The sequence below is a fragment of the Paenibacillus sp. PL2-23 genome (assembly GCF_040834005.1).
Taxonomy (GTDB): domain Bacteria; phylum Bacillota; class Bacilli; order Paenibacillales; family Paenibacillaceae; genus Pristimantibacillus.
Genome location: NZ_CP162129.1, coordinates 2863694 through 2883282 on the forward strand (window position 1 = coordinate 2863694; position 19589 = coordinate 2883282).

Sequence of the window (19589 nt, forward strand, 5' to 3'; positions counted from 1 at the left end):
AGGAGTGCGATGAATGCTGAGAATAAAGGGTTTGTCCAAGCGGATCCCCGGCGGTCCGAAGGTTCTGAACGATATTAGCTTTGAAGCTTATGAAGGCGATTTTATCGCGGTGAAGGGAAGCAGCGGAAGCGGGAAGTCGATGCTGCTGAAATGTCTGGCCCTGCAGGAAAGCTGGACCTCCGGCACCTACCAGTTCAACGGCAAGGATGTGCTGAAGGAAGGCTGGCTGGCGAAGCAGAAGGTGAAGCAGCAGGTCGCTTACATAGAAGAGAAGCCGTATCTCATTCCGGAGAGGAGCGGCCTCAAAAATGTCATTATCGGGTCGGTCAATCAAACGCCAGCGTGGCGCAGATGGACGGGCATGGTGCGCAATGACGACTATATGGGCGCCATGGACTTGATCGAGAAGCGCGGCTTGCTGGACAAGGCGCATATCAAGGCGAAGCATTTAAGCGGCGGCGAACGGCAGAGAATGGCTATTGCCAGAGCGCTTGTGCATGGGGCCAAGGTCATTGTGGCCGATGAGCCGGTATCCGGACTTGATCCGCATGCTGCGGATGGGGTGCTCAGCGAGCTCAAGGCGCTCTGCAAGAACGAAGGCATTATCGTTATCGCTGTGCTGCATCAGGGGGATTGGGCCGAGCGGTACGCGGATCGTATTCTGGGACTGAACCAAGGCCAGCTCGTTGTCGACGTGTACGGCAGAAGACTGACGGAGCGGGAGAAATCTCAGCTCTAGGATGAGAGCGGGGGATGTTGGGGTATGGGATGAGCGGTAGTGAGCATATAGTGGAGTATCTCACTACAATAGGATGGTGAAAACCGATATGGCAGTTTCATCCCCATTGATTGTCCAGACCGCAAAAGCGACCTTTCCTAAGGCGGATTTGTCCATCCCGCACGTAAGCGGAGGGACAAGCGAAGCGGCGATGGCGGCAATCAACAAAGCTCTGCTGCATACAGCCCAGCAGCTTGTGAACAGCCAAGGCAGCCTGGAAGCTCCGGGCTCGGAGATGATAGGATACTTTGAGCTGAAAACAAACGAAAAGGGCATCCTCAGCTTGTCCATGTACAATTACGCATACACCGGCGGAGCGCATGGCATGACGCTGCAGAAGTCGTTGACCTTCAACGCGTCCACAGGCCAAAGCTATACGCTTGCGGAGCTGTTCAAGCCTGGGAGCGATTATGTGTCGCGGATTAACAAATTTGTAGCAGCGGGCATACAGGCTCGCGGGATCGACACCTTGGAGCCGTTCAAGACGATCGCGCCCGACCAGCCCTTCTATATCGCTGACAGGACGCTTGTCATTTATTTTGGTCTATACGAGCTGGCGGCTTATGTATACGGGTTTTTATATTTCCCCATATCGGTGTACGACCTGGGGGATATCATCAATGAAGACGGGCCGCTGGGGCCGATGCTGGCAAACGATTAATAAGGCGTAGCATGCACAAAACAAGGACTTTCAGGGCTCCCGGAGGGGTGCCCCGGAGGTCCTTTTTTGCCGTTTATCCAGCATGGTTGCCCTCAGCCAGTCATACAGTAGGGATATGGAGGTGAGTGTATGGCTACGGTGTTATTGGGCATGGCACTGGGTGGAACGGTGTGCATGCTTATGCTGGCGCTGGCGATCAAGGCGCAGCGGAGCGTGCGGCTGAATAGCTATCAAAGCCTGGCCAGCTACGGACGGCAGATGCAGCTGTTGCAGGACAAGCACGATCTTGCGCGCTTTGGCCTATCCCAGCTGCTGGGACGAGGCGGGGGAGGCATATGGCCGATGGGTCTTTCCTTCGGCACGATGGCTCTGCTTGGAAGCAGCGTCATTGTGCTCGGCCCCGCGCTTCAGCAGGGAGGCTTATCCGTAATCGGATACGGACTTCCGCTTCTAGGCTTGTTCTATGTGTGCGTAAGCGGAAGCTTGGCGGAGCTGTCCTCGGCCTATCCGGTAGCCGGAAGCTTCTATTACGCAGCCAAGGAGATGGGGGGGAGGCGCTGGGGACTGCGGGCCGGCTGGTTCCATGCGGGAGGCCATCTCGCCATGCTGGCGCTGTTGATTGGAGGCTGCGCGTACGCGGCCGACAGCTCGGCAGCTGCTCTGTGGGGCTATCAAACCTCGGGTCTAACCTTTGGCCTGTTTGCGCTGGCGATTGCCGCTACGCAAGCGGCTGTCCACCAATATGGCGCGGCCTGGCTCAAGAGTATACATGCCGCGGGGCTATGGCTTCAGCTGGCAGGCGCGCTCCTGCTACTAGCCGGTCTTGCTTGGCTGTTCTGGCCCGGGGGCTATTCGCCCGCGCTGCTGTATCAGCTGCAAACGATAGACTTCAGCGGGAAGGTGGGCATGGAGTCTTATTTGGTCGGCTTATTATGGCTGACGAAGCTGTTCATAGGCATGGATGGCGCTTCTCAAGCGGCAGAAGAAGCGATGGAGCCGCGCGTGAAGGTGCCGTGGGCCATATTCCTGGCCACCTCCTATGCCTTTGTAATCGGCTTTGCGCTGCTAACGTTAGTCGCGATTATGGCGGGACCCTCTGGTGTGATTGGAGCGGCTGGGTCAGCCTTGGGCTGGAGCAGCGGGTCCACGGGCATGCTGAGTAACATCGAAGTGATGATGGCTGGCTTGTGGGGCTCGCCTGTCGTTCTGTTCATCATTCTTGTATCGCTCTGGGGCAGCGGGCTGCAGTCCTTGTCCGTGTGCGCCAGAACGTTGTTAGGGTTGGCGCGGGAGAATGCGGCTCCATTTGCTTCAAAGCTTGGTTTGATCTCTGGGAATGGCAAGTCGCCATGGGCTGCAGGCTGGATCGGCGCCGCGACTGCGGCTGCCTTGCTGGCGGGTGCGCATATGGCTTCGCCTGGATCAGCCTTGCTGCCGCTTCTCGCATTCGCCATTGTGGCGTTGCATACCGCGTATGCGATTCCGATCGGGCTGCGGTTCACAAGCTGGGGTCCGTTCCGGAGAGCCCGCCTGCAGCGAGCAGGGGAGGAGAGCCTCGTTCAGTCGCGCTGGAGCAGCGCGCCATGGCAGCTAGGCGGCTGGAGCCCGCTTGTGAACGGCGCAGCGTTCCTGTGGCTGGTTGTTACGTCAGCGGCTGCCGTCCTGCTGCTGGAGCATGCGGCAGCGATCGGACTCGCTGTATTGATGCTGCTGGCAACGGTTTTTGAGCTGGTCTCCAGACGGCAATCACGCCCAGCCCCTCGGGGGAAATAAGAATGAGGGAAATAATCAAAGGGAATATTCAGGATCATTTCCCGGGGAAGCGCAATAACGGACAGAAAAACGATCGTTTCGACAGGAACTGTCGAAATAGTCTGTCAATTATAGCTTGTGGACCGAGGTTAGGGGCAAAACTATGTTTTGCCAACTTCTCCCTGCAACGCTTATAATGGGAGAAATATGATTCTGCAGGGAGAAAGGATGAGAAATCGTTGAGTATGATAGCTGCAAAAGCGAGGCTCGCCTCGATCCAGCTTGGCGAGCCCAAGCCTCTTCAGCACGGCTCCAAGGAAGTGCTGAGCGGCATCTACAAGAGCGCGACAGACGCTCCGGCGCTAGTGGGACGGCTTGGGATTCAGGGTGACGGACAAGGGGACACCATCAACCACGGAGGCCCGGACAAAGCCGTCTGTGCTTACTTTGAGCGACGTTATGCCTTCTGGCAGGAAGAGTTCGGGCAGCCGTTCCCGAATGGCTCATTTGGCGAAAATTTCACCATCGGCGATTGGGTGGAGGAGGATCTCTGCATCGGTGATGTACTCACAGTGGGAGGAGCTGTGCTGCAGGTCAGCCAGCCAAGGCAGCCCTGCTTCAAGCTTGGGCTCCGCAATGCATTGCCGACGCTGCCGGTCAGAACGCAGGAGACGGGCTACAGCGGCTTTTATTTCCGAGTGCTGGAGGAAGGGCAGGTCTGTGCAGGCGACAGCTTCGCCATTGTAGAACGCCATCCCTTGGGGTTCACCATTGCGGAAGCCAACCAAGTGATGTATGTTGCGAAGCAGGATGCGGCGGCCATCCAGAAGCTTCTAGCTGTGCAGGAGCTTGCGGAGAGCTGGCGAAAGCAGCTTCAGGGGCGGCTGGACAAACTTTAAGTCCATTAATGATTTATGACATTAACTAATGTGGAGGGATTATCAATGAGCTTGGCGAAGGCGCTTGGCTATTCGGAGCAGGACAAGCTTCTGCTGGTGAACGCCGATGATATGGGATTATGCCACTCCGTAAATAAAGCGGCGGCGACACTCCTGACGGAGGGGGCTGTCAGCTCGGCAACCATGATGATGCCCTGCGGCTGGTCCAGTGAAGCTGCGGCGTGGAGCGCGGCCAATCCCGCGTATGACGTTGGTATCCATCTTACGTTGACAAGTGAATGGGACGCTTACAAATGGGGGCCAGTCGCTGCAGACAGCGATGTATCGTCCCTGGTCACTGCAGCGGGTTATTTCCATTCCACCTCGCAGGCGTTCGAGGAGCATGCGGAATCGGACCAGGTGAAGCGGGAGCTGATTGCACAGATCGAACGCGCGCTGAACCTGGGCATGAGCCCGACGCATGCAGACAATCATATGGGCAGCTTGTACGGGCTGCGAACCGGCAAACATTTTATGCCTGAGGTGCTGGAGGTGTGCGCGGCCTATGGTCTTCCGTTCCGGCTGCCCCGTTATTTGAACGTGGAGAAGGGGGTCGCTCCGAAGGAGCTGGAGGAGCAGGCTCGCGCAACCGCTGAGCTGGCGGACACAATGGGCGTCGTCATTCTGGATTATTTGGTGGGCCTGCCATTCCAGCTGCAGGAGGGCGAAACCTACGAGACGTTCAAGGAGGAAATGAAAGCGCTCCTGCGCAGCCTGAAGCCGGGGGTGACGGAGCTCATTATTCATCCCTCGCTGGTGACGGACGAGCTGAAGGGCTTCCACTTCCAGCCGGAGAAGCGCGGTATGGAATTTGATATTTTTCGAGATCGGGATGTGCGGAATGAGCTGGAGAGAGAAGGGATCAAGCTGATTCGCTGGCGCGAGCTTCAAGCGCTGCAGCGCAGCCGGAAGGCTTAATGCCATAACCTCAACACGCAAAGGAGAAACGTTATGTCCTATCAAGCGGTCCAGTCGCTGGCAGACCGGATCAAACATAATATCGGCGAAGTGATCGTAGGCAAGGAAGAGATCGTCGAGCTATTATTTATCGGACTCATGACCTCCGGCCATGTGCTGCTGGAGGATGTGCCCGGCACAGGCAAGACGGTGCTGGCCAAGTCGTTCGCGAGGTCATTATCGCTTTCCTTCAAGAGAGTGCAGTTCACGCCGGATCTGCTGCCCTCTGATCTAAGCGGTATTCATTATTACAACCAGAAGCAAGGCGATTTCCAGTTCCGCCCTGGTCCGTTATTCACGAATCTGCTGCTGGCGGATGAGCTCAACCGCGCTACGCCGCGCACACAATCCAGCCTGCTGGAGTGTATGGAGGAGAAGCAGGTGACGATCGACGGCGAAACAAAGCCGCTTGAGCTGCCGTTTATGGTTATCGCCACGCAGAACCCCGTGGAGCATCAGGGCACATTCCCTCTGCCGGAGGCGCAGCTGGACCGGTTCCTGTTCAAGCTGAGGATGGGCTACCCGACCACGGAGGAAGGGCTCCGCCTGCTCCAGCGGTTCAAGGAACGGAACCCTCTTGCCGAGCTTCAGCCCATCGCGGACCCGACGGAGTTGGCGAAAGCGCAAAGCATATGCCCTTCGGTGCGTATATCGGACGATTTGCTGCGCTATTTGCTGGAGGTCGTCGAAGCCACGCGGCGAAGGGAGGATGTGGCCATTGGCGTCAGCCCTCGCGGCAGCCAGGCGCTCCTGCGCACAGCTCAAGTGCATGCTATACTGCGCGGCAGGGATTATGTGACGCCGGATGACGTCAAAGCGATGGCCAAGCCTGTGCTTGCTCATCGGCTGTCCTTGCGGGGCCTGACCCGGGCGCAGGGCCAAGGGGAGAAAATCATCGATGAGGTGATCCGCGGGACCAATGTGCCGACGGAAGCCGATCTCACGATCGGGTAGCGCGAGATGTTTATTCTATGGCTCGTGCTTATAACGGCTGGGGTGCTCTATGGGCAAGGCTTGGTGTTCAACAAGCTGGTGTTCAGAGGCTTATCCTATCAACGTGAATTTCGGCAGCGCTCCTGCTTCAGAGGCGATGAGGTGGAGCTGGTGGAGACACTGGACAACAGGAAGCGGCTTCCTGTGCCATGGCTGCGAGTGGAATCGCAATTATCGGCCTTCCTCGGATTTCGCGCGAGCGAAAACTTTGATGTCAGCAGAGGAGAGCTGTCCCAAAATCATCGAAGCTTCTTCAGTCTGCCCGGTCATACCCGTATTACGCGAACACATCGACTGACCCCGATCAAACGGGGCTGCTACCGTCTCAGCACAGTGACGCTGACAGGCGGTGATGTGCTTGGCATGTCCCAACGCCACTTGCAGCTCCCGCTGAACAGCGAGCTGGTTGTCTATCCCCGTCCCGCTGCGGTTCCCTTCCATGAGCTGCCTTCCCGAAGCCTGCAGGGAGACTATTCCATCAGGCGCTTCATTGTTCCGGACCCCTTCGTCATTGCCGGCGCGCGAGACTACCAGGCTGGAGATTCCATGAAGCAGGTCAACTGGAAAGCTAGCGCAAGAACCGGAGAGCTGATGGTTCATCAATACGATTATACGGCGGACCGTTGCTTGATGGTCATTATCAACGTGGAAGATGCCGAGGGAATGTGGCGCAGCGTAACCAATGAAGCTCTGATCGAGCAAGGCATTGAATGGGCGGCAGGAGCGGCGGAAGCCGCTGCCGCTCAAGGCATGGAGGTCGGGCTTGCCGCGAACATGCCGCTAATGGCGGAGTTCGGTAGCTTACGCTTCGAGCCCGGACGGGGACAAGAGCATCTGTATATGCTCTACGAAGCGATGGCCAGGCTGCAGCTGGTGCGAACGGAGCCGCTCCGCGATCTGCTGGAGCAGGAAGCGCGAATGGGTTATGCCAACCGCGATGTGCTGGTCATCTCCTCCTATTGGAACGATGAGCTTGAAGCCGCTGCACAATCGCTGCGCCGTCTAGGTAATTCGGTTACGCTCTGGGAGCTGCAAGACGCGCAGCGGGCACGGACTCGAAGCGGAGAGGGGGAGAGCGCGTGAAGGCTGCTGCCAAAGCGTTCGGCACGCTCGCCAAGGGTTATGTGGAGCTTGTTTTTTATGGCCCGATTCTCTTAGCGTCAGGGATTCTATTAGTTGAGCATGTCATCTTGACGAGCTGGCTGCTTACGCTTCCTCTGCTCTACGCGCTGCCAAGCCTGCTGCTGCGCGATGAAGCCAGGCTGCGCCTTCTGACCAGACTGGTATGGCTGGCGGCAATCGGGCTAGCTCATATCCAGCTTGTCGCTTTCTGTGTGAATGAGAAGCTGGCATGGCCTGCGCTTGCGGTATGCGGTTTATTAGGCGCGATGTTCAGCGGTCGCGGCTTTGCGGAGCGAAGGGCTGGCTGGACGGAATCGTTCAGCGCCGTTCATATGATAGTCGGCCTGGCCGCTTATATCGCCGTGCAGCCGTTTAAGCTGATGGTGGAGAGGATCGGGGCTGCGTCGGAGCTCTTGAACGCGGGGGCCGTCCTTGCGGTCGCTATATTCATGATCATGCTTAATCATAGGCATTTGGCCAAGGAAACGGTGGATGCTCGCAAAACCTCCGCCAGGGCCGCCTCCCACAGCTTAAATCGCAAGCTGGTGTCCGCGCTTGCAGCTTGTATTGCTTTCTTGCTGCTGTTCCGCAGCTTGAGAGATTGGCTGGAGCAGAGGGTGCAATCCCTGCTCCGGTACCTGTTCGGCAGAGAAGGCGAGGAGAAGCCTCCGACTCCTGAGCCGACCGCAGCGCCGGCGGAACGGCCCGGCCTTCCGCTGGGGGAGTCTGCCGAGCCTTCTGCTTTCATGAGGGTACTGGAGACGATTATGATGTACGCTGCCACGATTGTGACAGCAGCGGCCGCAGCAGTGCTGCTGTATTGGATGCTGAAGAAGCTGCTTCGAGCGGCAGGAAGACTGCTGCCCAGACTGATGGCGAGATCGGGAGGGACGGCGCAGGCCGAGGATGGGTATGTCGATGTGGTGGAAGCGTTAAGCTCGAAGAAGCTTGGTCGATCACGAGGCAAACGCAAGCGCCAAAGCGCCGGGAGGCTGGACGGGAAGGGCTTGGCTTCCAATGCCGAACGCGTTCGTTACCTGTACCGAGCCTGGCTGCAGCAGCAGATTGAAGGAGGCTATAGGGCCAAGCCGCATCTAAGTCCTCGGGAGACGGCTAGGGACACGCAGGCGGGCAAGCCCGATGAGGGTGTGCTTGGTCTTGTGGGACTGTATGAGCTTGCCAGATATGGCGAGCGTGAGCCCGGGGACGATGATGTGGAGAAGGTGCAAAACAAAATGGCCGAGAAGCGAAGCAAGGTGAAGGCGGGAGGCAGGCAACGCTAAATGCGTCCTGCTTCCCTCATATGCGACACGATCTTCCGTCCATGAAAACGACCGGATTCAATAAAGATTTCGTTGGCCTCATGCTTGGACGCAACAACGCCAGCAAGGTAGATGCCGGGTACGTTCGTCTCCATCGTATCCTCGCAGAATGTCGGATAACCCTCCTCCTCCATGGTGACGCCAGCAGCGGACAGAAAGCCGCGATCAGGATGGAAGCCGGTCAGCGCAAGCACAAAGTCGTTGGCCAGCGTCTCCTCGGCGGAACCGTTGCTCACAACAATATGGCGGGGCTGAATGTCGATGACGCGGGTGGAGAATCGCATTGCGATGGAGCCTTTGGCCACCTTGCTCTCGAAGCTTGGCCTGACCCAAGGCTTAATGCTGGTGGAATATTGCGCTCCCCGATAGATGACGGTCACCTTGGCTCCGACGCGCTCCAGCTCCAGCGCAGCGTCGATAGCGGAGTTGCTGCCGCCGATGATCGCCACCTCCATGCCTATGTAGGGATGAGCCTCGCGGAAGAAATGGCTTACCTTGTCCAGCTCCTCGCCAGGAATGGAGAGCAGGTTGGGATGGTCAAAGTAACCGGTGGCGATAATGACATGCTGACAGCGATACAGCATGGGTTCGCCGAACCGATCCCGAGCCTCCAGCTCAAAGCCTCCCTGAAGCTTATGGATGGCTGTTACCTCTACATAGGGCTGAATGCGAACATGATGCCGCTGCGCAGCTGTCCGGTAATAATGCAGCGCCTCCAGGCGCGAAGGCTTCTCGTGTGCAGTTGTAAAGGGAATATCTCCAATCTCCAACATTTCGGGCGAACTGAAAAAATGCATATAGGTGGGATATTGCGAAATCGCGTGCACGATATTCCGTTTCTCTATAATCAGCGGAGCTTCGCCGGCTCGCTGCAGCTCGATTGCCGCGGCTAACCCGCAAGGTCCGCCTCCAATAATGATGGTATGCTCCGTGGCATGCTGTGTCATAAACGGGGCCCTCCTAGAAGCTAATAGAATGAATACAAAATGACGATATTGACATTGTACAGGAGGCGGCGGCAGCCGCGCAAACATAGGCAGAGATGATCTTGTACGACGCGCGGATTGTTGTATAATAGGGTGAAAGCCAGTTAGAATCGGGGGGAGAGACCATGCGTCGACGGTTTGTAATTGAAGCAGTGATGGTGGCATCGTATGGGCATCTTCTAGTGCCAGGTCGTCCTGTCGATTACGTGGTGCCATATTCGTCCATTGCGGAGCTCTATGATATGAGAGACAGCTCGGATCCCGTCATGGACAATCCGGAGGACGACGGGCACGTTAAGAAAAAAATAACGGAATTAATCCAGTTTTTCGAGGATTCCCTAAACCGCAAAAAAATCGAAAAGGCGCTTCAGGTGCCTTGGCGGGAGAGCTCGGCTCTGCTGCTAGACGAAAACATACAGTTTACAGTCATCCACGCCATTGATTCGGCAGAATACGGCGAACGGTTTGATCCCATCGAGACGGAGCTGCTCTTGACGGCAATGAAGCTGGATATTCCGCTCCTATCGGATCAATTCGAATTTATGGATAAGCTGATCGAATCAGAAGTGCCGGTGCAGGTGTACGATATTGAGGATTTCGAATTTGCGCTGGAGTCGGAGTTTACTTCGGCAGATATGGAAGTGTGATGGAGAGCAAGAAGGCAAGCAGAGAACGGCATTAATCCCGTTCCTCCTGCTTGCCTTCTTTGCTCCGCCGATCGATGGCCTCGGCCATCGTCTTGTCGGTGAGATGAGCGTAGATTTGTGTCGTTTCGGGCGACGCGTGGCCTAATTGCTCCTGTGTTTTGTAGATATCGTTCTGCAAATAATAATCCGTTGCGAAGGAATGCCTCAGCTTATGAACGGACAGATAAGGCTTGCCGAATCGCTTCGCATATTTGATCACCATCGCTTGAATCGCTCGTTTGGTCATGCGCGAGCCTTCGTTTTTGCCGTTGGCTATGGCCAGGAACAACGCTTTCTCCCGCTTGGGAGCCTTGTACCGCACTTCGCGAAGCGCCAAATAGCTGTTCAAGTCATCAATGGCGTCCTGGCGGAAATAGACGGGCGTCTTAAAGGTGTCGTCATTCTTGCCCTTGCGGAATACATAACACAGCTTCTTCTTCATATCGATATCATCCACGTTCAAATTGACGAGCTCCGAGACCCGAAGTCCGGAATGCAGAATAAAGCTGATGATGCAGACGTCTCTAATTTTGTTCAGCTCATACGCGTACATCGCCTGCTTGTTGCTGGCAAGCTCCACGCCATAATGCACCTTGATATAGGTCAGGAATTCCGTTATTTCCTCGTCCTGCAGCAGCTTGCCCTCCAGCTTGGCCGCCGTATCCTTAGGCTTGTGGGTACGTTTGATAGCAACCTTGGCCATCACGTTCCGCTTCAACAGGGGATAAAAGTCGTCATCCTCCGCAATCTGGCTCAAATAATGAAAAAGCGAGCGGAGGGAGGACAGCTTCCTTGAAATCGTGGTGCGATTGTTTCGTTCCGGCTTGTAGGTGGACAGGAACATGCGATAATTATCGATGCTCTCCATCTTCAGCACCTCAAGGTCTGTCAGCTGCACGTCCTTCAGCCTGGCGGCGGCTGTGAGACCCTCGCTCATCATCCATTTCAGAAATGTCTCGTAATCCCTGAGATATTCCACAAGCGAGGAAGGGGATAAATCGGGAAGCTTGTAATGAATAAACTGCTCGATATACCAAGGCATATGGGGCAGCTTGGCGTCCAGCTCCTCGCGGTCCTTCAGCTTGATGATGTTCATAGGCTCCGCTCCTTCCTTCTAGTGACTATTATTTTATCAAGCGGCGGCAGAATGAACAACAGCCGACGGTCTGGAATCGTGCTTTGGCTCAAGTCATGGTATAATAAGGACCGTTAACTTAAAGAGTAAGGAGGGGAAACTAATGAAGGTTGAGATTTGGTCAGATTTTGTATGCCCGTTTTGCTACATAGGCAAGCGCCGCCTGGAGGCAGCACTTGCCCGTTTCGAACATAAAGAGCAGGTCGTCATCGAATACAAAAGCTACGAGCTGGACCCTCATGCCGACTCTGCGGCAAATATGCGGACACATGAGATGCTGGCCCAAAAATATGGCATGAGCTTAGAGCAGGCGGTGGCCGCGGGCGCCAATGTCGCAGGGCAGGCAGCTTCAGCCGGCCTGCAATTCCGGTTCGACGATCAGTACGTGCAGAATACGTACGACGCGCATCGTCTATCCCAATATGCGGCAGCGCAGGGACTTGGAAGCCAGATGGCTGAACGGCTGTTCCGCGCTTATTTTACCGATAACAACCGGATTGGGGACAAGCAGCGGCTCATCGAGTTGGCGACAGAGGTCGGTCTGGACGCCCATCAGGTGGAGGAGCTGCTTCACTCCGAGCAATTCGGAGACATCGTGCGAGAGCAGGAGCAGGAAGGCAGCCAGCTTGACATCCGAGGCGTGCCGTTTTTTGTCATCGACCGCAAATACGGAATTTCCGGCGCTCAAGCGGAGTCCGTATTCCTGGAGACGCTGCAGAAGGCGTGGGCGGACAAGCAGCCTGAGCTGATTCAGGTGGAAGGCGACGACGGCGCGGCATGCGCTGACGGCCAATGCGATATTCCGGGAACAGATACAAACAAATCGTATTGAACCAATTGGGGGAGGTAAGTTCATCATGTCGAAAGAGCTATTGATTTTTACAGGCGCCTATGCGGAGGAAGCGGATAAGGGCATCGGCGTCTATCGGATGAACGAAGAAACCGGTCAATTAACAGAGCTCAGACACTTTGCGGGCTTGAAGAATCCGACCTTTATTCACGTGGATATGGATAATAGCCGTCTGTATGCCATCTCTGAAGGCGTCAATGAGGAGGGCAAAAAGATTGGGGAAGCTGCTGCGTTCCAGATCGGTGACGATCGGACTTCGCTTACCCTCATCAACAGAAAGCCAACCGTGCAAGCGACAACCTGCCACATTCAGAAGGATGCGCATAACCGCTTCTTGACGGTGACAAGCTATCATGGCGGCATGACAGGCCTGCTTGGCCTGGACGCGGATGGCGGAATCGGCGAGCTTCTGGATGTTGTCCAGCATGAAGGCAGCAGCGTACATCCCAACCAGGATCGGCCGCATCCGCATTCCAGCTTCTACAGTCCGGATGGCCAATATTTGTTCGTGCAGGATCTTGGCCTGGACCTCATCGTGACCTACCGGCTGGATGCTGAGGGGGGCAAGCTGATTCCGCATCATGAGACCAAGCTGCAGCCCGGCTCGGGACCCAGACATCTGGCCATCCGTCCCGGAGGCGCATTCGCTTATGTCATTAATGAGCTGAACTCTACCGTTACCGCATTCGGATATGATGCGGACGCGGGCAAGCTGACTGAGCTGCAGACGATCAGCACGCTGCCAATGGATTACCAGGGCGACAATGGCTGCGCCGAAATTGCCGTCTCCTCCGATGGACGGTTCTTGTACGGCTCCAATCGCGGACATGACAGCATTGTCGTATATAGCATCGATGAGGAATCGGGCAAGCTGAACGTCATTCAGCACATGTCCGTGGGCGGGGGCCATCCAAGACACTTTGCGCTGACGCCTTCCGGCGATTATTTGATTGCGGCCAATCGGGACACCAACAATCTGGTGACATTCCGCGTTGACCGGTTAGCGGGCACCTTAACTCCGACGGGGCATGAGCTGGAAGCCTCCAAGCCCGTTTGCGTCATTCCCGTATACGCCTAGCTTACAGACGAAAGGACTAATCTATACGTGACCTCAAGCCCAGACACGAAAGATAAAAATTTAAAGCCAACTAAGATATGGAAATGCAAAAATACGGAATGCAAGGCATGGGTGAGAGACGAGTTCGCCGCAACAGAGCAGCAATGCCCTATTTGCAAGGGGCCCATGCACCGCAGCATGAGACATCTGCCGCCGGTTCAGAATAAAGCCAAAGCCCAGCCTCGCAAGCCCAAATCGCTCTTCTAGCAAGGGCAAGCGAAAAGCTGCTGTCCGCCAACATGGCGTGCAGCAGCTTTTTTGTCCAATAAACCTATTCAACCAGCTTTAAGCCAACGACAGCAACAAGCACCAGCGTAATGAAAAAGAGCCGCAGAACGCTTCTGGATTCCCGGAAAAACAGAATGCCGACCAACGCGCTGCCAACGGTGCCAATTCCCGTCCAAACGGCGTAAGCCGTCCCCATAGGCAGCTGCTCCATGCTTAGGGACAAGAGAAGGAAGCTCGTCAGGAATCCTCCGCCAAGCATGAGAAAGTTAAGGACAGACGCCTTGTTGTTGAAGCGGGCCATTCCGGCGACGCCAACGACCTCGAATAGTCCCGCCAATATGACAAACATCCAGCTCATTCTCGTTCACCGCCCCGCTGTTTCTTCGATTCTCTGGTTTCCTCTTGGCTGGAGGTGACAAGCTTAAGGCCAATAATACCAACCAGCAGCAAGCCAATGAATGACATTTTGGCCCAGCTGAACAGCTCGTCATATAGAAGCATCTCGGCGAAGACCGTGCCCGCCGTTCCTAACCCCACGAACACGGCGTAAACCGTGCTGGTCGGCAGCTTCTGGGACGTGTACAGCAAGATGGCGAAGCTTAATAGGATCGCGGCTATTGTAAGAGACCAGGAGACGAGGCTGTCCGCATGCTTTAGCCCTGCGACCCAGCCCACCTCGAAGATGCCGGACAGAAATACGAGTCCCCAATATAGATTGGCATGCGTGGCTTGCTTCTTCACCGTGATCACTCCTTCCTTAAGCGAAATACAGGCACAACATACAAAAAAAGCCCTGGGAAGCATCTTGACGATGATCTCCCGGGCTTTTGTCCCTCCGTGTGTCTGCGGCTAACCCGCAGGTCTTCCCTCGGACCTGGCCGGCATCCGCCGCGGAACCCTAGAAGACTGTTCTGTTCAAGTCCGTTTGATTATAGTACACCCGCCGTACAAGGTCAAGTGCAAGAATGTGCCCGTTATGATAGTATAGAAGGTGATCGATTTGAAAAAAGGAGAGGCTCGGATGACTGCTGCCAACAAGCCAGAATGGAAACACGACAGCGGCGAGCCTGCAGGCCCGGTGCTGCTGATTGACGGCGTCTGTCATCTGTGCCACGGCGTGACGCGTTATGTAGTCAAGCATGACCACAGGCGCCGCTTCTCATTCGCGGCGCTGCAATCCGACGCGGGCAAGCGGCTGCTCCGCGCGGGAGGGCTGGACGAAACGAAGTGGGATTCCTTCGTCTATGTGGATAATGGCCGCTACTATAGGGAATCGTCCGCGGCTCTGCGCGTTTGCAAGGGGCTTGGCGGCTGGCGCATGCTCCTGTATGGGCTTATCGTGATTCCGAAGCCGATCCGAGACGCCGTGTACCGCTGGATTGCGGCTAACCGTTACAAGTGGTTCGGACGCTCGGAGGCCTGTCTCATACCGGGACCGGATGTCATGAGCCGATTCCTGGAGAATGGGCTCGTCGACTCGACAGAATAGCAATCATAACGAACAGGTGGAGCGTTGACTGATGAAGAGGTTCAAAAAGTTTTATATTGAAACAACCAGCATATGCAATTTATCCTGTACGTTCTGCCCGCCGACTCAGCGAGCCAAAGGCTTCGTGTCGGTGGAGGACTTCTCGCATACATTGGATCAGATTAAGCCCTATACCGATTATATTTATTTCCATGTCAAGGGAGAGCCGCTGCTGCATCCCAAGCTGGACCAGCTGCTTGATATCGCGTATGAGAAGGGCTTTAAGGTGAATATTACGACCAATGGCACACTTATCGCCAAAAACAAGGAAAAGCTGCTGGGCAAGCCGGCGCTTCGGCAGATCAATTTCTCCCTGCACAGCTTTGACGGTCATCCCGGCTCCAAGGACAAAGCGGGCTACCTGGCCGACATTCTCGACTTCGTGAAGGAAGCGACCGCCGCAAGCGGACTTCTGGTATCTTATCGATTGTGGAATCTGGAGATAGATAACGACGCCAATCAGAAGAGGGAGCGAAACCGCGAGCTGCTCGCCATGATCGAGGAGGCTTACGGACTGGATTATCATATAGAGGAGAAGTTCAAGCCGGGTACTGGGGTGAAACTTGCCGAGCGAATCTATCTGAATCAGGATCCCGAGTTCAAGTGGCCCGACCTGAAGGAGCCGGAGGACGATGGACGAGGGTTCTGCCACGCTCTGCGCAATCAAGCGGGCGTGCTGATTGACGGAACGGTCATTCCTTGCTGCCTGGATGGAGAAGGTGTGCTTGATCTTGGCAATATTCGGGAACAGCCGTTCGAGGCCATTATTGAAGGGGAGAGAGCAACCCGCATCTACGACGGCTTCTCGCGAAGAGAAGCCGTCGAGGAGCTGTGCCGCAAGTGCGGCTATCGTCAGCGCTTCGGCACGTAGTAACGGACATGGGAGGCATAGATCCCGTTCCTGCCGGATATAAGCGAGCTCAGCAGGCATACCGCCAGCAGATAGACTGCGCCCTCCAGCCCGAACAGCTCCAGCCCAAGCACGGTGCAAGCGAGAGGCGTCTTGGAGGCGGCGCCGAATACAGCAGCCAGCCCAAGCGCTGCCAGGAATGGCGCCGGCAGTCCCAGCGCTGCGGATAACGCGCTGCCAAGCGTCGAGCCAATGACGAACAGCGGCGTAACCTCGCCGCCGAGGTAGCCCGCTCCCAGCGTGACGGAGGTGAACAGGGTTTTCAGCAGGAAGGTCTCGTAAGCAACGGCTTCCTGGAACGCCTGATCGATTAAGGGCAGGCTTAAGCCCAGATAGTCACGGCTGCCTGTAAGGGCCACTAGGCCAATAATAATGACGCCGCCAATGAAGCTGCGCAGAGGAAGGCTGACCACCTTCTCGGCGAACAGCTTCTTCAGCGCGCCTGTCAGCCTCGTGAACAGCATGGCTGCTAGTCCGAATGCGATGGCCGCCGCGCCGAGCTTCCATAGAAGCGCTCCCTCCAGAGGGGGGACGAGGCCCATCTCATAATGCGGGTGGTCTGCTCCCCAGGCCATGGTGACGAAGTGACCGGCATATCCCGCTGCCAGACAGGGCAGAACGGCGAGCAGTCGCATAGACCGGTGAGCCGCCGCTTCCATGGCGAAGACGGTTCCCGCGAGGGGAGTGCCGAATACCGAGCCGAAGCCGGCGCTGATGCCGCACAGCACCAGCATGCGCCGGTGCTCCGGCGTGAACGGGTACAGCCTGGCGATTGCGGAGGACAAGCTGCCCCCCATCTGTACGGCAGTGCCCTCACGTCCGGCCGAGCCGCCGAACAAATGGGTAACAAGCGTGCCGAGCAGGACGAGCGGCGCCATTCGCAGCGGGATCTGGCCGTCGCCGCTGTGCGCTTGCTCCAGCACAAGATTATTGCCGCGCATCGATTGCTGGCCGTACCTGGCATAGACCATGGCGACAAGCGCGCCGCCTATTGGGAGAAGCCAGAGCAGCCACGGCGATTCCGTCTGCCGGTCCGTCACATAGGCCAGGCTGAACAGGAAAAAAGCCGACGCCGTTCCCGCAGCGGCGCCAATAGGCAGCGCCATCGCCGATTGGATCAGCAGCAGCTTTGCGTGCTGGCGCATCAGGTCTGCGCCGCCAATATTTGCTTGCGCCGCTCATCCCGCTCTTGCGGCAGCATTTGAGGACAGTTATAACATTTCTGGCCGCCTTCCCGCCGATCGTACATACAGCAGGATGACCGAAGAATATATTTGCCGTCTGGAAGAGAACGAGGATTGTCGATGTACTTGGGCGTATGTACATAAGGATTGCGGCGGCGCTGGAAGGCTTCCGCCGGCAGCGCTTCAATGATTCGGAAATCGGATGCCAGCTGCTCAGTTAATGCAGATATGTTGGGATCGGTACGAATATAGGCCATGACGGAATGAATCTGCGCGCCGAATTGATTCCAGATAAGCTCCGGCTTGACGCCGCCAGCCTCGGCTATTGCCTCAATGCCTGGAATGGCGGTTTCTTGCAGGAAGACCCTCCACAGCTCCTGCAGCGCCGTGTGTCTCAGCTCTGGCTCAACAGGTACAGGCTGGGCATTCAGCTCGTTAATCCTGTAGCCGATATGGACATGATCATGATGCCACTCCAGCTGGAAGGTCAGCTTGTCGAGGGGGATGCGAAGAAATTGATGATGAGTCGCTGCGAACAGCATATTCATAAGTCCCAAATTAAAAAATGTCATGCCGGTGAAGGAGGCAGGAAGCTCCATGCTTGTCGACTTCCACAGCCTGCCGACCTCCTTCAACGCTTCCACGGCCTTGGAGCGCTCCAGCAGTTCGCTTGCAGGAAGCTCATATAACGGCGCTTCCGCGCCTTCCGGCGAAATATGATAATACGTTTTGATCAGTGTGAAATCCAGCTCCTGTGTCATACGAAGCCTCCCTCTATATTGACAATGATTATCATTTAGTCATTAGTGTCATTATAGAGGGGAGGGAAGATTATTGTCAATTAAAGGCGGGGGATGCCGAGGATTCTCAGACCTTGGGCCATGTGACCAGGCCGTTATCGTCCATAATCCCAAGCGTCACGTCCGCCACATCGTGATCATGAAGCAGCTTTTCGGTGACTCTCAGCTTGATTCCGGTGGCCTCCGCCAGCGTAAAGCCCTTCTTGAGCTCTACATACGCCTCTACATGGTATCTGCGGCCTTCCTGCACAATACGCATTTGATTAATATCCACGACGTCTGCGTTGGAGAGAATAAGCTGGCCAATCCGATCCTCGACATCCTTCGGCGCGGCAACCCCAATCAAGCCTACCATGTTGTCATAACCAACCTTGAAGGCGACGCCTATCATCATAAAGGAGATAATGACCGTCGCGATGCCGTCCATCAGCTTGAAGCTGGTCGTCTGAGCCAGAACGACGGCAATCAGAGCAAATACTTGTCCAAGCGTCGCCACAATATCCTCGTAGAATACAAGCCTTGTTGGCGGGGTAGCTCTGCCCGCATTGCGAATAGCAGAGGTCCAGATGCCAAAGCCGGTTGCGCCGGAGCGAGTCTCCTTCACAATTTCCTTCATCGCTTTGATCAGAATGGCCCCATCGATGATGATAGCGATCGTCAACACGGCGAAATTCAGCCAGAAGCTGGATGCTTCCTCGGGGTGCTTAAGCAGCTTGATGCCCTTGAGGAAGGTTTCGTACGCCATAACGGTGACGACAATTACCGCTATCATGCAGAACAGGTTGACGACACGTCCGAAGCCTGTCGGGAACCGCTTGGTCGGCTGGCGTTCAGCGAGGACGCTGCCCACAAATACAAAGCCTTGATTAACGGCATCCGCGACGGAATGCATAGCGGAGGCGAACATGGTGCCGCTGCCGCTGACGCCAGCGGCGATTGCTTTAATGATCGCCAGGCCCGTATTGCCCAGAGCCGCCGTAGCGGAAGATGTATTGCCTTTTTTGACTAGCGCCCAGAATTGACTCATTGTATCCATCTCCTCCATTGTCCCTTTCCTTAACTGTCATTATATGCCTACGAGTGCCCAACTTCAATGTACACGAAATTCGTCGAACTTTTGGCATTTCGCACTTGAGCCATTATAATGAGGAGGAATAGCAGAAGGGAGTGGCGCTAGGCCATGCTGACAAGAACAAGAGTACAGACGCAAGAAGAGCTGAAGGAGGCTTTCCGCATTCGTACGGAGGTATTCGTGCAGGAGCAAGGCGTATCGCCTGAGATTGAGATAGATGAGCATGAAGAAGCGGCTTCGCATGTCATTGTCTCCTATGACGGAAGGCCAGTCGGCGCAGGCCGGGTGAGACAAGTGGAGGATGTCGCCAAGCTGGAGCGGATCTGTGTGCTGGCGCCGTACCGCAAGCATCAAGCAGGCGCTGCCATTATGGCTGAGCTGGAGTCTATCGCCAGGGAGCGGGGGCTCGGCAAGGCGAAGCTTCACGCGCAGACTCAAGCGGCGGGCTTCTACAGCAAGCTTGGTTATGCCGCCGATGGAGAAGAATTTATGGAGGACGGCATTCCCCATATTCGGATGATCAAGAAGCTGGATTAGAGAGGGGCGGCAGCGCCTGCTAGAGCAGCTATG

The 19589-nt window shown here is 56.0% G+C and carries 22 protein-coding genes and 1 riboswitch; of the genes, 15 read left to right on the forward strand and 7 right to left on the reverse strand.

Going from position 1 to position 19589, the window contains the following annotated elements:
• The first annotated feature begins 13 nt into the window (after positions 1–13).
• The 8 genes from AB1S56_RS12385 to AB1S56_RS12420 all read left to right on the forward strand — a co-directional run bounded on the left by AB1S56_RS12385 (position 14) and on the right by AB1S56_RS12420 (position 8484).
• Positions 14–739 (forward strand): ATP-binding cassette domain-containing protein, encoded by a 726-nt coding sequence (locus AB1S56_RS12385; RefSeq protein WP_340867436.1) that lies wholly within the window; start codon positions 14–16, stop codon positions 737–739.
• Positions 740–827: 88 nt separating this feature from the next.
• A complete protein-coding gene (locus tag AB1S56_RS12390; protein ID WP_340867435.1) occupies positions 828–1439 on the forward strand; it encodes a DUF3298 and DUF4163 domain-containing protein in 612 nt (203 codons plus the stop codon).
• Positions 1440–1568: 129 nt separating this feature from the next.
• Complete coding sequence (locus tag AB1S56_RS12395; protein WP_340867434.1) at positions 1569–3212, forward strand: amino acid permease; 1644 nt, start codon at positions 1569–1571, stop codon at positions 3210–3212.
• A 224-nt stretch (positions 3213–3436) separates the two neighbouring features.
• Positions 3437–4090 carry an MOSC domain-containing protein gene (locus tag AB1S56_RS12400; protein ID WP_340867986.1) on the forward strand — a complete coding sequence of 218 codons (654 nt, stop codon included), beginning with the start codon at positions 3437–3439 and terminating at the stop codon, positions 4088–4090.
• A 45-nt stretch (positions 4091–4135) separates the two neighbouring features.
• Positions 4136–5047: a polysaccharide deacetylase family protein gene (locus tag AB1S56_RS12405; protein ID WP_340867433.1), complete on the forward strand. Its 912-nt coding sequence runs from the start codon at positions 4136–4138 to the stop codon at positions 5045–5047.
• A 33-nt stretch (positions 5048–5080) separates the two neighbouring features.
• A complete protein-coding gene (locus AB1S56_RS12410; RefSeq protein ID WP_340867431.1) occupies positions 5081–6040 on the forward strand; it encodes a MoxR family ATPase in 960 nt (319 codons plus the stop codon).
• A 6-nt stretch (positions 6041–6046) separates the two neighbouring features.
• Positions 6047–7162, forward strand: a complete 1116-nt coding sequence (locus AB1S56_RS12415) for a DUF58 domain-containing protein (protein WP_340867430.1) — start codon at positions 6047–6049, stop codon at positions 7160–7162.
• Positions 7159–8484 carry a DUF4129 domain-containing protein gene (locus AB1S56_RS12420; RefSeq protein WP_340867429.1) on the forward strand — a complete coding sequence of 442 codons (1326 nt, stop codon included), beginning with the start codon at positions 7159–7161 and terminating at the stop codon, positions 8482–8484. Before AB1S56_RS12415 ends, AB1S56_RS12420 begins: the two co-directional genes overlap by 4 nt.
• Here the strand turns inward: AB1S56_RS12420 and AB1S56_RS12425 are convergent.
• Positions 8481–9470: a YpdA family putative bacillithiol disulfide reductase gene (locus AB1S56_RS12425; protein WP_340867428.1), complete on the reverse strand. Its 990-nt coding sequence runs from the start codon at positions 9468–9470 to the stop codon at positions 8481–8483. The genes AB1S56_RS12420 and AB1S56_RS12425 overlap by 4 nt on opposite strands.
• Positions 9471–9634: 164 nt before the next feature.
• On the opposite strand from AB1S56_RS12425, the gene AB1S56_RS12430 reads away from it, so the two are divergent.
• Positions 9635–10156: an ADP-heptose synthase gene (locus AB1S56_RS12430; RefSeq protein ID WP_340867427.1), complete on the forward strand. Its 522-nt coding sequence runs from the start codon at positions 9635–9637 to the stop codon at positions 10154–10156.
• Between the two features lie 31 nt (positions 10157–10187).
• On the opposite strand, the gene xerS is transcribed toward AB1S56_RS12430, so the two are convergent.
• Positions 10188–11291, reverse strand: coding sequence for a tyrosine recombinase XerS (gene xerS / locus AB1S56_RS12435; RefSeq protein WP_340867426.1), 1104 nt, complete (start codon positions 11289–11291; stop codon positions 10188–10190).
• Positions 11292–11433: 142 nt separating this feature from the next.
• On the opposite strand from xerS, the gene AB1S56_RS12440 reads away from it, so the two are divergent.
• From AB1S56_RS12440 to AB1S56_RS12450, 3 genes are read left to right on the forward strand one after another with little or no spacing between them, the layout of a single operon-like run.
• Complete coding sequence (locus AB1S56_RS12440; RefSeq protein WP_340867425.1) at positions 11434–12162, forward strand: DsbA family oxidoreductase; 729 nt, start codon at positions 11434–11436, stop codon at positions 12160–12162.
• A gap of 25 nt (positions 12163–12187) precedes the next feature.
• On the forward strand, positions 12188–13258 hold the full coding sequence (locus AB1S56_RS12445; RefSeq protein ID WP_340867423.1) for a lactonase family protein: 1071 nt from the start codon (positions 12188–12190) through the stop codon (positions 13256–13258).
• A gap of 27 nt (positions 13259–13285) precedes the next feature.
• Entirely contained in the window at positions 13286–13504 is a 219-nt protein-coding gene (locus AB1S56_RS12450) for a cold-inducible protein YdjO-related protein (protein WP_340867422.1), read from the forward strand.
• Positions 13505–13568: 64 nt separating this feature from the next.
• On the opposite strand, the gene AB1S56_RS12455 is transcribed toward AB1S56_RS12450, so the two are convergent.
• Both AB1S56_RS12455 and AB1S56_RS12460 read right to left on the reverse strand, forming a co-directional pair.
• On the reverse strand, positions 13569–13883 hold the full coding sequence (locus tag AB1S56_RS12455) for a multidrug efflux SMR transporter (protein ID WP_340867421.1): 315 nt from the start codon (positions 13881–13883) through the stop codon (positions 13569–13571).
• Positions 13880–14266: a multidrug efflux SMR transporter gene (locus AB1S56_RS12460; protein ID WP_340867419.1), complete on the reverse strand. Its 387-nt coding sequence runs from the start codon at positions 14264–14266 to the stop codon at positions 13880–13882. Before AB1S56_RS12460 ends, AB1S56_RS12455 begins: the two co-directional genes overlap by 4 nt.
• 73 nt (positions 14267–14339) lie before the next feature.
• A riboswitch (guanidine-I (ykkC/yxkD leader) is annotated at positions 14340–14438 on the reverse strand.
• 108 nt (positions 14439–14546) lie between these two features.
• Between AB1S56_RS12460 and AB1S56_RS12465 the strand changes: the two genes are divergently transcribed.
• On the forward strand, positions 14547–15014 hold the full coding sequence (locus AB1S56_RS12465; RefSeq protein WP_340867418.1) for a thiol-disulfide oxidoreductase DCC family protein: 468 nt from the start codon (positions 14547–14549) through the stop codon (positions 15012–15014).
• A gap of 31 nt (positions 15015–15045) precedes the next feature.
• On the forward strand, positions 15046–15924 hold the full coding sequence (locus tag AB1S56_RS12470; RefSeq protein WP_340867416.1) for a radical SAM/SPASM domain-containing protein: 879 nt from the start codon (positions 15046–15048) through the stop codon (positions 15922–15924).
• Here AB1S56_RS12470 and AB1S56_RS12475 read toward each other — a convergent pair.
• The 3 genes from AB1S56_RS12475 to AB1S56_RS12485 form a co-directional block, all read right to left on the reverse strand.
• On the reverse strand, positions 15906–17108 hold the full coding sequence (locus AB1S56_RS12475; RefSeq protein WP_340867415.1) for a chloride channel protein: 1203 nt from the start codon (positions 17106–17108) through the stop codon (positions 15906–15908). The two genes, AB1S56_RS12470 and AB1S56_RS12475, sit on opposite strands and share 19 nt — an antisense overlap.
• Positions 17108–17908 carry a (2Fe-2S)-binding protein gene (locus AB1S56_RS12480; RefSeq protein ID WP_340867414.1) on the reverse strand — a complete coding sequence of 267 codons (801 nt, stop codon included), beginning with the start codon at positions 17906–17908 and terminating at the stop codon, positions 17108–17110. Before AB1S56_RS12480 ends, AB1S56_RS12475 begins: the two co-directional genes overlap by 1 nt.
• A 106-nt stretch (positions 17909–18014) precedes the next feature.
• Positions 18015–18974 (reverse strand): cation diffusion facilitator family transporter, encoded by a 960-nt coding sequence (locus tag AB1S56_RS12485; protein ID WP_340867413.1) that lies wholly within the window; start codon positions 18972–18974, stop codon positions 18015–18017.
• Positions 18975–19130: 156 nt separating this feature from the next.
• Between AB1S56_RS12485 and AB1S56_RS12490 the strand changes: the two genes are divergently transcribed.
• The gene (locus AB1S56_RS12490) at positions 19131–19556 is read left to right on the forward strand and encodes a GNAT family N-acetyltransferase (RefSeq protein ID WP_340867984.1); all 426 of its coding nucleotides are present in this window, start codon (positions 19131–19133) and stop codon (positions 19554–19556) included.
• Positions 19557–19589 lie beyond the last annotated feature (33 nt).

Excerpts from the sequence above, each read along its gene's own strand:
- xerS (WP_340867426.1), bottom strand. The coding sequence starts at position 11,291 with ATGAACATCATCAAGCTGAAGGACCGCGAGGAGCTGGACGCCAAGCTG.
- AB1S56_RS12485 (WP_340867413.1), bottom strand. The coding sequence starts at position 18,974 with ATGAGTCAATTCTGGGCGCTAGTCAAAAAAGGCAATACATCTTCCGCT.
- AB1S56_RS12400 (WP_340867986.1), top strand. The coding sequence starts at position 3,437 with ATGATAGCTGCAAAAGCGAGGCTCGCCTCGATCCAGCTTGGCGAGCCC.
- AB1S56_RS12480 (WP_340867414.1), bottom strand. The coding sequence starts at position 17,908 with ATGACACAGGAGCTGGATTTCACACTGATCAAAACGTATTATCATATT.
- AB1S56_RS12415 (WP_340867430.1), top strand. The coding sequence starts at position 6,047 with ATGTTTATTCTATGGCTCGTGCTTATAACGGCTGGGGTGCTCTATGGG.
- AB1S56_RS12395 (WP_340867434.1), top strand. The coding sequence starts at position 1,569 with ATGGCTACGGTGTTATTGGGCATGGCACTGGGTGGAACGGTGTGCATG.
- AB1S56_RS12465 (WP_340867418.1), top strand. The coding sequence starts at position 14,547 with ATGACTGCTGCCAACAAGCCAGAATGGAAACACGACAGCGGCGAGCCT.
- AB1S56_RS12410 (WP_340867431.1), top strand. The coding sequence starts at position 5,081 with ATGTCCTATCAAGCGGTCCAGTCGCTGGCAGACCGGATCAAACATAAT.
- AB1S56_RS12385 (WP_340867436.1), top strand. The coding sequence starts at position 14 with ATGCTGAGAATAAAGGGTTTGTCCAAGCGGATCCCCGGCGGTCCGAAG.
- AB1S56_RS12405 (WP_340867433.1), top strand. The coding sequence starts at position 4,136 with ATGAGCTTGGCGAAGGCGCTTGGCTATTCGGAGCAGGACAAGCTTCTG.
- AB1S56_RS12445 (WP_340867423.1), top strand. The coding sequence starts at position 12,188 with ATGTCGAAAGAGCTATTGATTTTTACAGGCGCCTATGCGGAGGAAGCG.
- AB1S56_RS12430 (WP_340867427.1), top strand. The coding sequence starts at position 9,635 with ATGCGTCGACGGTTTGTAATTGAAGCAGTGATGGTGGCATCGTATGGG.
- AB1S56_RS12425 (WP_340867428.1), bottom strand. The coding sequence starts at position 9,470 with ATGACACAGCATGCCACGGAGCATACCATCATTATTGGAGGCGGACCT.
- AB1S56_RS12475 (WP_340867415.1), bottom strand. The coding sequence starts at position 17,108 with ATGCGCCAGCACGCAAAGCTGCTGCTGATCCAATCGGCGATGGCGCTG.
- AB1S56_RS12455 (WP_340867421.1), bottom strand. The coding sequence starts at position 13,883 with ATGAGCTGGATGTTTGTCATATTGGCGGGACTATTCGAGGTCGTTGGC.
- AB1S56_RS12440 (WP_340867425.1), top strand. The coding sequence starts at position 11,434 with ATGAAGGTTGAGATTTGGTCAGATTTTGTATGCCCGTTTTGCTACATA.
- AB1S56_RS12470 (WP_340867416.1), top strand. The coding sequence starts at position 15,046 with ATGAAGAGGTTCAAAAAGTTTTATATTGAAACAACCAGCATATGCAAT.
- AB1S56_RS12390 (WP_340867435.1), top strand. The coding sequence starts at position 828 with ATGGCAGTTTCATCCCCATTGATTGTCCAGACCGCAAAAGCGACCTTT.